We start from the raw sequence: 5,666 nt of genomic DNA, 5'->3' as shown, positions 1-5,666 counted from the left end.
AGGTCTGGATGCTTATCAGACCTACGGGTAAAAGATAACGATTACCTGAAGGATGGACAGAACACATGAACTTACATGAATATCAGGCAAAACAACTTTTTGCCCGCTATGGCTTACCGGCACCGGTGGGTTATGCCTGTACTACTCCGCGTGAAGCAGAAGAAGCCGCTTCAAAAATCGGCGCTGGCCCGTGGGTAGTGAAATGTCAGGTTCACGCTGGTGGCCGCGGTAAAGCGGGCGGTGTGAAGGTTGTGAACAGCAAAGAAGACATTCGCGCTTTTGCTGAACACTGGCTGGGTAAACGTCTGGTTACTTACCAGACAGACGCCCATGGTCAACCGGTAAATCAGATTCTGGTTGAAGCAGCGACCGACATCGGTAAAGAACTTTACCTCGGCGCAGTTGTTGACCGTAGCTCCCGTCGCGTGGTCTTCATGGCCTCTACCGAAGGCGGCGTGGAAATCGAAAAAGTAGCGGAAGAGACCCCGCATCTGATCCACAAAGTGGCACTCGATCCGCTGGCAGGCCCAATGCCTTACCAGGGACGTGAGTTGGCGTTCAAACTGGGTCTGGAAGGTAAACAGGTTCAGCAGTTCACCAAGATCTTCATGGGTCTGGCGACTATCTTCCTGGAGCGCGACCTGGCGCTGATCGAAATCAACCCGCTGGTTGTCACCAAACAGGGTGACCTGATCTGCCTCGACGGCAAACTGGGCGCTGACGGCAACGCGCTGTTCCGCCAGGCTGACCTGCGCGAAATGCGCGACCAGTCTCAGGAAGATCCGCGTGAAGCGCAGGCTGCACAGTGGGAACTGAACTACGTCGCACTGGACGGTAACATCGGTTGTATGGTTAACGGTGCGGGCCTGGCAATGGGCACCATGGACATCGTTAAGCTGCACGGTGGCGAACCGGCTAACTTCCTTGACGTGGGCGGCGGTGCGACCAAAGAGCGTGTAACCGAAGCGTTCAAAATTATCCTCTCTGATGACAATGTTAAAGCAGTACTGGTTAACATCTTCGGCGGTATCGTACGTTGCGACCTGATCGCTGACGGTATCATCGGCGCGGTAGCAGAAGTAGGTGTAAACGTTCCGGTCGTGGTGCGTCTGGAAGGTAACAACGCTGAACTCGGCGCGAAAAAACTGGCTGATAGCGGCCTGAATATTATTGCAGCGAAAAGTCTGACGGATGCAGCTCAGCAGGTTGTTGCCGCAGTGGAGGGGAAATAATGTCAGTTTTAATTAATAAAGATACCAAGGTTATCTGCCAGGGCTTCACCGGTAGCCAGGGGACATTCCACTCCGAACAAGCGATTGCTTACGGTACGCAGATGGTTGGCGGCGTAACGCCAGGTAAAGGTGGCACCACGCACCTGGGCCTGCCGGTGTTCAACACCGTGCGTGAAGCTGTAGAAGCGACGGGCGCAACCGCCACCGTTATCTACGTTCCGGCACCGTTCTGCAAAGATTCCATTCTGGAAGCAATCGATGCTGGTATCAAACTGATTATCACCATCACCGAAGGCATCCCGACCCTGGATATGCTGACCGTGAAAGTGAAGCTGGATGAAGCTGGCGTGCGCATGATCGGCCCGAACTGCCCAGGCGTTATCACCCCGGGCGAATGTAAAATCGGCATCATGCCGGGCCACATTCACAAGCCGGGCAAAGTGGGCATCGTTTCCCGTTCCGGTACCCTGACCTATGAAGCAGTTAAGCAGACTACCGACTACGGTTTCGGCCAGTCTACCTGTGTAGGCATCGGCGGCGACCCGATCCCGGGCTCTAACTTCATCGACATCCTGAAGCTGTTCCAGGAAGATCCGCAGACTGAAGCGATCGTCATGATCGGTGAGATCGGCGGTAGCGCGGAAGAAGAAGCTGCTGCGTACATTAAAGATCACGTGACCAAGCCGGTGGTTGGCTACATCGCGGGCGTCACCGCGCCGAAAGGTAAGCGTATGGGTCACGCTGGTGCCATCATCGCCGGCGGTAAAGGGACCGCGGATGAGAAATTCGCGGCTCTTGAAGCTGCAGGCGTGAAAACCGTTCGCAGCCTGGCCGATATCGGCGAAGCACTGAAAACCGTTATTAAGTAAGCCATAAAAATACAGCCCTGACTTTCTGCATGGTCAAGGGCTGGTCTAATTTCGACATGGTTGGCCATCTGATGATGGCCTTTTTTATTTTCTGTCATCCCGCATCATGCAATTTGATCACAATCATCTTCACAAATGAGATTATTTTTTGCGGCGAGCATCATTCTTTCTTTTGCCTGGATTTTGCATATTACCGCCTTTAATCATATTAAGGTTGGAGGATGGCGTGTCGCTGAAAATTCAGGATGATTACTTACCATGTTTTTTCTCTATAGCAGAAGTCTTCTCCAATGCGACGGGGTTAGCAACGGTAGTCGTTGATGTTACAGGCAGAGCTCTCTCTGATTGCCATAATTTTAATTCATTCTGTAAGCTGATGAGAGCGAATAAACGCTACAGTGTTGGTTGCCAAACGTGCGATAAACAGTGTGTTTTTGAGGCACTGAAACAGTGTAAGCCCAGAATATTCTGCTGCCATGCAGGGCTAAGTCTGTTCTCCATACCATTAATTTATGAGGAGAATCTGCATGGTTTTATTATCTGTGGTCAGGTTCGGGCTAAGTACCAGGAATATAAAACCATCATTGTTGAAGATGAATCACGATGGATGTGTGATCCTCAAATAAAAGCTGAGTGGGATCAGCTTGTTGCGGTTGATAATAATACGTTGGTGGCATCGGCTAATTTATTGCATTTTATTGTTAACAATTTTGAGGTGCAAAAAAAACAATCTGAAGTGGTATTCGATAAACCGACAAGTAACGTCCGGCACTATTTAACGGAGCTTTCTCGTCATGAGAAAAAACTACTGGCGGCACTGCGTTATATTGATGATAACCTGTATAGTGACTTATCTCTGGAGTCTGTGGCGGCACATGTCTGTTTAAGTGCAAATTATTTCAGCCGATTTTTTAAGAAGCGCCAGGGCGTTAACTTTAAAACCTGGGTGAGTCAGAAAAAAATGCAAAAGGCGGGGGAGTTATTACACGATCCGGTTCATTCAATAGACAGTATCGCCCGGAAACTTCAGTACGCACAAACCAGCTATTTTTGTCGCGTTTTCCGGGCGGCGCATCAAACATCACCCCAGTCTTTTCGTCACGCCAGACTCTCGCAGTAAAGATGTTCAGGGAGGTCGATAGCGGCAGGAATAAAAGACAGACGATCGCTCAGCGTGACGACATCGCCAATGACGATCAGTGCAGGCGGCGTAATGTTGGCTTCCTGCGCATTGCTCAGTAACGAGCCGAGGGTACAGGTCAGCCGGCGCTGATTCTCCCGGGTCGCGGACATGATGATGGCCGCGGGCGTCTCCGCCGGTTTCCCACCCATCAACAGTTCTTCACAAATAAACGCCAGATTCGCAATACCCATGACGATAACCAACGTACCGTTAAGTTTCGCCAGCTGGCGCCAGTCCTGCTGCTGGTTGCCTTCGCGTGTATGACCGGTCACCACGTGAAAACCAGAGGCGTAATCGCGATGTGTTACCGGGATCCCGGCACAGGTTAATCCCCCAATGGTTGAACTGATACCGGGGACGACTTCAAAAGGGATCCCCGGCTCAATAAGCCCTTCAACTTCTTCGGCCCCACGACCAAATACGTAGGGATCGCCCCCTTTTAAGCGCACGATATTGTGATGCGTCTGGGCATACTGAACGAGAAGCGCGTTGATTTCATCCTGTGGCACACAATGAAATCCCGGATTCTTACCGACATTGATAAGCTCACAGTCAGCGGATGCCCATTCCAGAATCTTAGGATTGACCAACCTGTCGTAAATAATGACATCTGCTTGTTTAATGCACATCACTGCTTTGAGGGTGAGTAATGAAATATCACCGGGACCTGCGCCAACGAGCCAGACCTTTCCGAAAGTTTTCACATTGTGTCCTTTATCACGTCTAACAAAAAAAGGCAGAACCACTCCGGAGAATGATTAAAAGCAGTCGTTTGCCTGTAAGTTATAACGCTGAATTTTCCTAAATTATCACAAGGATAATATTGATTAATCTCGCAAAGTTTTTTCCACAATAAACAAGATGACTTGAAAAATTATTAAGAACTTATTGGCGCTATGTGTCTGAATTTAACCTTAATTAAATTGTGTTTATTGTTGTGCTTGAGTATTATTGGTTAATATTTATCCGCCATCAGTATGAACAAATCATGGATTGGATCAATGACATCAATGCCTGAAATAAAATATAACACTCGATGTTTATTCGGGTGATATGAATTATTTTTTATAAATTAAACTATTTTTGTACGCTGCATATGGAAGAGGTTATGAGAGGAAAAATACCCAAAACGGAGTTGCTGGTAACTTTTGAAGTGGTTGCGCGTCACGAAAGTTATACCCGGGCAGCTGAAGAGCTGGCTTTAACACAAAGTGCTGTTTTCCGCCAGGTGAATGCGCTAGAGGATTTTCTTAATACAGCGCTATTTAATCATGCCAAAAAGCGCATTTTTTTAAATGCGGCAGGCAAACACTATTTAACTATTGTTAAAGAAACACTGAACAAGCTTGAACGAGATACGACGACGATCATGACATGGCAGCCGACCGTACAAGTGATCGAACTGGCGGTTAACCCGACGTTCAGTACGCACTGGCTGATCCCAAACCTGCGTGAGTTCAATAAACTCAATCCTGATATTATCGTTAATATTCATTCTCTGGCGAATATTGGTGATTTTCTTAACCGGGAATATGACGCAGCGATCATGCGGGAAGATTTTTACTCGCCGTGGTCGGGGGTCGAGTACCTGTTCGAAGAGGAAATTCTGCCAGTGTGCAGCCGTTGCTTGCTTGCTGAACCGGACCGGAAGCTGTCCGTCGATGAACTGCTGAACGAATACCCGCTGTTGCATCAAAGTACCCGCATCAAAGGCTGGCAGGAATGGTTTGCGCTGTCCGATGTCAGCAGTCCGCTGGTGAATAAAGGTCCGCGATTTGATCTGTTGTCGATGCTGATTGCGGCAGTACGTTCCAACCTTGGCGTCGCATTGCTACCCCGTTTTGCCATTCAGCACGATCTGGATAGTGGGGATATGGTGATTCCTTGCGATGTTCCAATGCGTACCGGGAATCGATTTATCATGACGTGGCGGGAGGAGAAATCAGAGTCCCTTCATTTGGAGATCTTCCGCAACTGGTTGCTAAATAAATCCGTGATGTCGGCTGCCTGATGGCGGCTTGCGCCTTATCAGGCCTACAGGTTTCGGTGTTCACCATAGGCCCGATAAGCGTATCGGTTTTGGGTAAATCGCCGGATGCGGCGTAAACGCCTTACCCGGCAAAAGAGCGATTACCAGTCGATTCCTGGCTGTGCCTGAATGCCGCTATCAAAAGCGTGTTTAACCGGGCGAAGCTCGCTGACCGTATCAGCAAGTTCAAGTAACAGCGCATGGCAACCGCGCCCGGTGACGATCACGCTCTGGTCGGCAGGGCGATTTTCGATGGCGCTGATTACCTCCTGCGTATCCAGATAGTGATAAGCCAACATATAGGTGAGTTCGTCCAGTACGACCAGATCGTAATGCGCATCAGCCAGCATGCG

The 5,666-nt window shown here is 49.3% G+C and carries 6 protein-coding genes; 4 read left to right on the top strand and 2 right to left on the bottom strand.

Annotation, left to right across the window (positions count from 1 at the left end; genetic code table 11):
• Window positions 1–65: 65 nt before the first annotated feature.
• The 3 genes from sucC (at window position 66) to FDX03_RS00660 (ending at window position 3,221) form a co-directional block, all read left to right on the top strand.
• Window positions 66–1,232, top strand: a complete 1,167-nt coding sequence (gene sucC / locus FDX03_RS00670) for an ADP-forming succinate--CoA ligase subunit beta (RefSeq protein WP_003022927.1) — start codon at window positions 66–68, stop codon at window positions 1,230–1,232.
• Window positions 1,232–2,101, top strand: a complete 870-nt coding sequence (gene sucD / locus FDX03_RS00665; RefSeq protein WP_003022929.1) for a succinate--CoA ligase subunit alpha — start codon at window positions 1,232–1,234, stop codon at window positions 2,099–2,101. Before sucC ends, sucD begins: the two co-directional genes overlap by 1 nt.
• Before the next feature lie 226 nt (window positions 2,102–2,327).
• The gene (locus FDX03_RS00660) at window positions 2,328–3,221 is read left to right on the top strand and encodes a PocR ligand-binding domain-containing protein (RefSeq protein ID WP_061068808.1); all 894 of its coding nucleotides are present in this window, start codon (window positions 2,328–2,330) and stop codon (window positions 3,219–3,221) included.
• Here the strand turns inward: FDX03_RS00660 and cobA are convergent.
• Complete coding sequence (gene cobA, locus FDX03_RS00655) at window positions 3,200–3,988, bottom strand: uroporphyrinogen-III C-methyltransferase (protein WP_048212251.1); 789 nt, start codon at window positions 3,986–3,988, stop codon at window positions 3,200–3,202. The two genes, FDX03_RS00660 and cobA, sit on opposite strands and share 22 nt — an antisense overlap.
• A 404-nt stretch (window positions 3,989–4,392) precedes the next feature.
• Here cobA and FDX03_RS00650 point away from each other — a divergent pair, with 404 nt between their 5' ends.
• A complete protein-coding gene (locus FDX03_RS00650) occupies window positions 4,393–5,295 on the top strand; it encodes a LysR family transcriptional regulator (protein ID WP_048212250.1) in 903 nt (300 codons plus the stop codon).
• 119 nt (window positions 5,296–5,414) lie between these two features.
• Here the strand turns inward: FDX03_RS00650 and FDX03_RS22890 are convergent.
• A partial coding sequence (locus tag FDX03_RS22890; RefSeq protein ID WP_249356958.1) for a cob(I)yrinic acid a,c-diamide adenosyltransferase occupies window positions 5,415–5,666 on the bottom strand: 252 nt, incomplete at its 5' end.

The sequence above is a fragment of the Citrobacter sp. wls827 genome, assembly GCF_005280875.1.
GTDB classification, from domain to species: domain Bacteria; phylum Pseudomonadota; class Gammaproteobacteria; order Enterobacterales; family Enterobacteriaceae; genus Citrobacter; species Citrobacter youngae.
This window is presented reverse-complemented; position numbering and strand designations above follow the sequence as displayed.

Bases quoted from the DNA above. Each gene is read 5' to 3' on its own strand.
- sucC (WP_003022927.1), top strand. From the start codon at position 66: ATGAACTTACATGAATATCAGGCAAAACAACTTTTTGCCCGCTATGGC.
- sucD (WP_003022929.1), top strand. From the start codon at position 1,232: ATGTCAGTTTTAATTAATAAAGATACCAAGGTTATCTGCCAGGGCTTC.
- FDX03_RS00650 (WP_048212250.1), top strand. From the start codon at position 4,393: ATGAGAGGAAAAATACCCAAAACGGAGTTGCTGGTAACTTTTGAAGTG.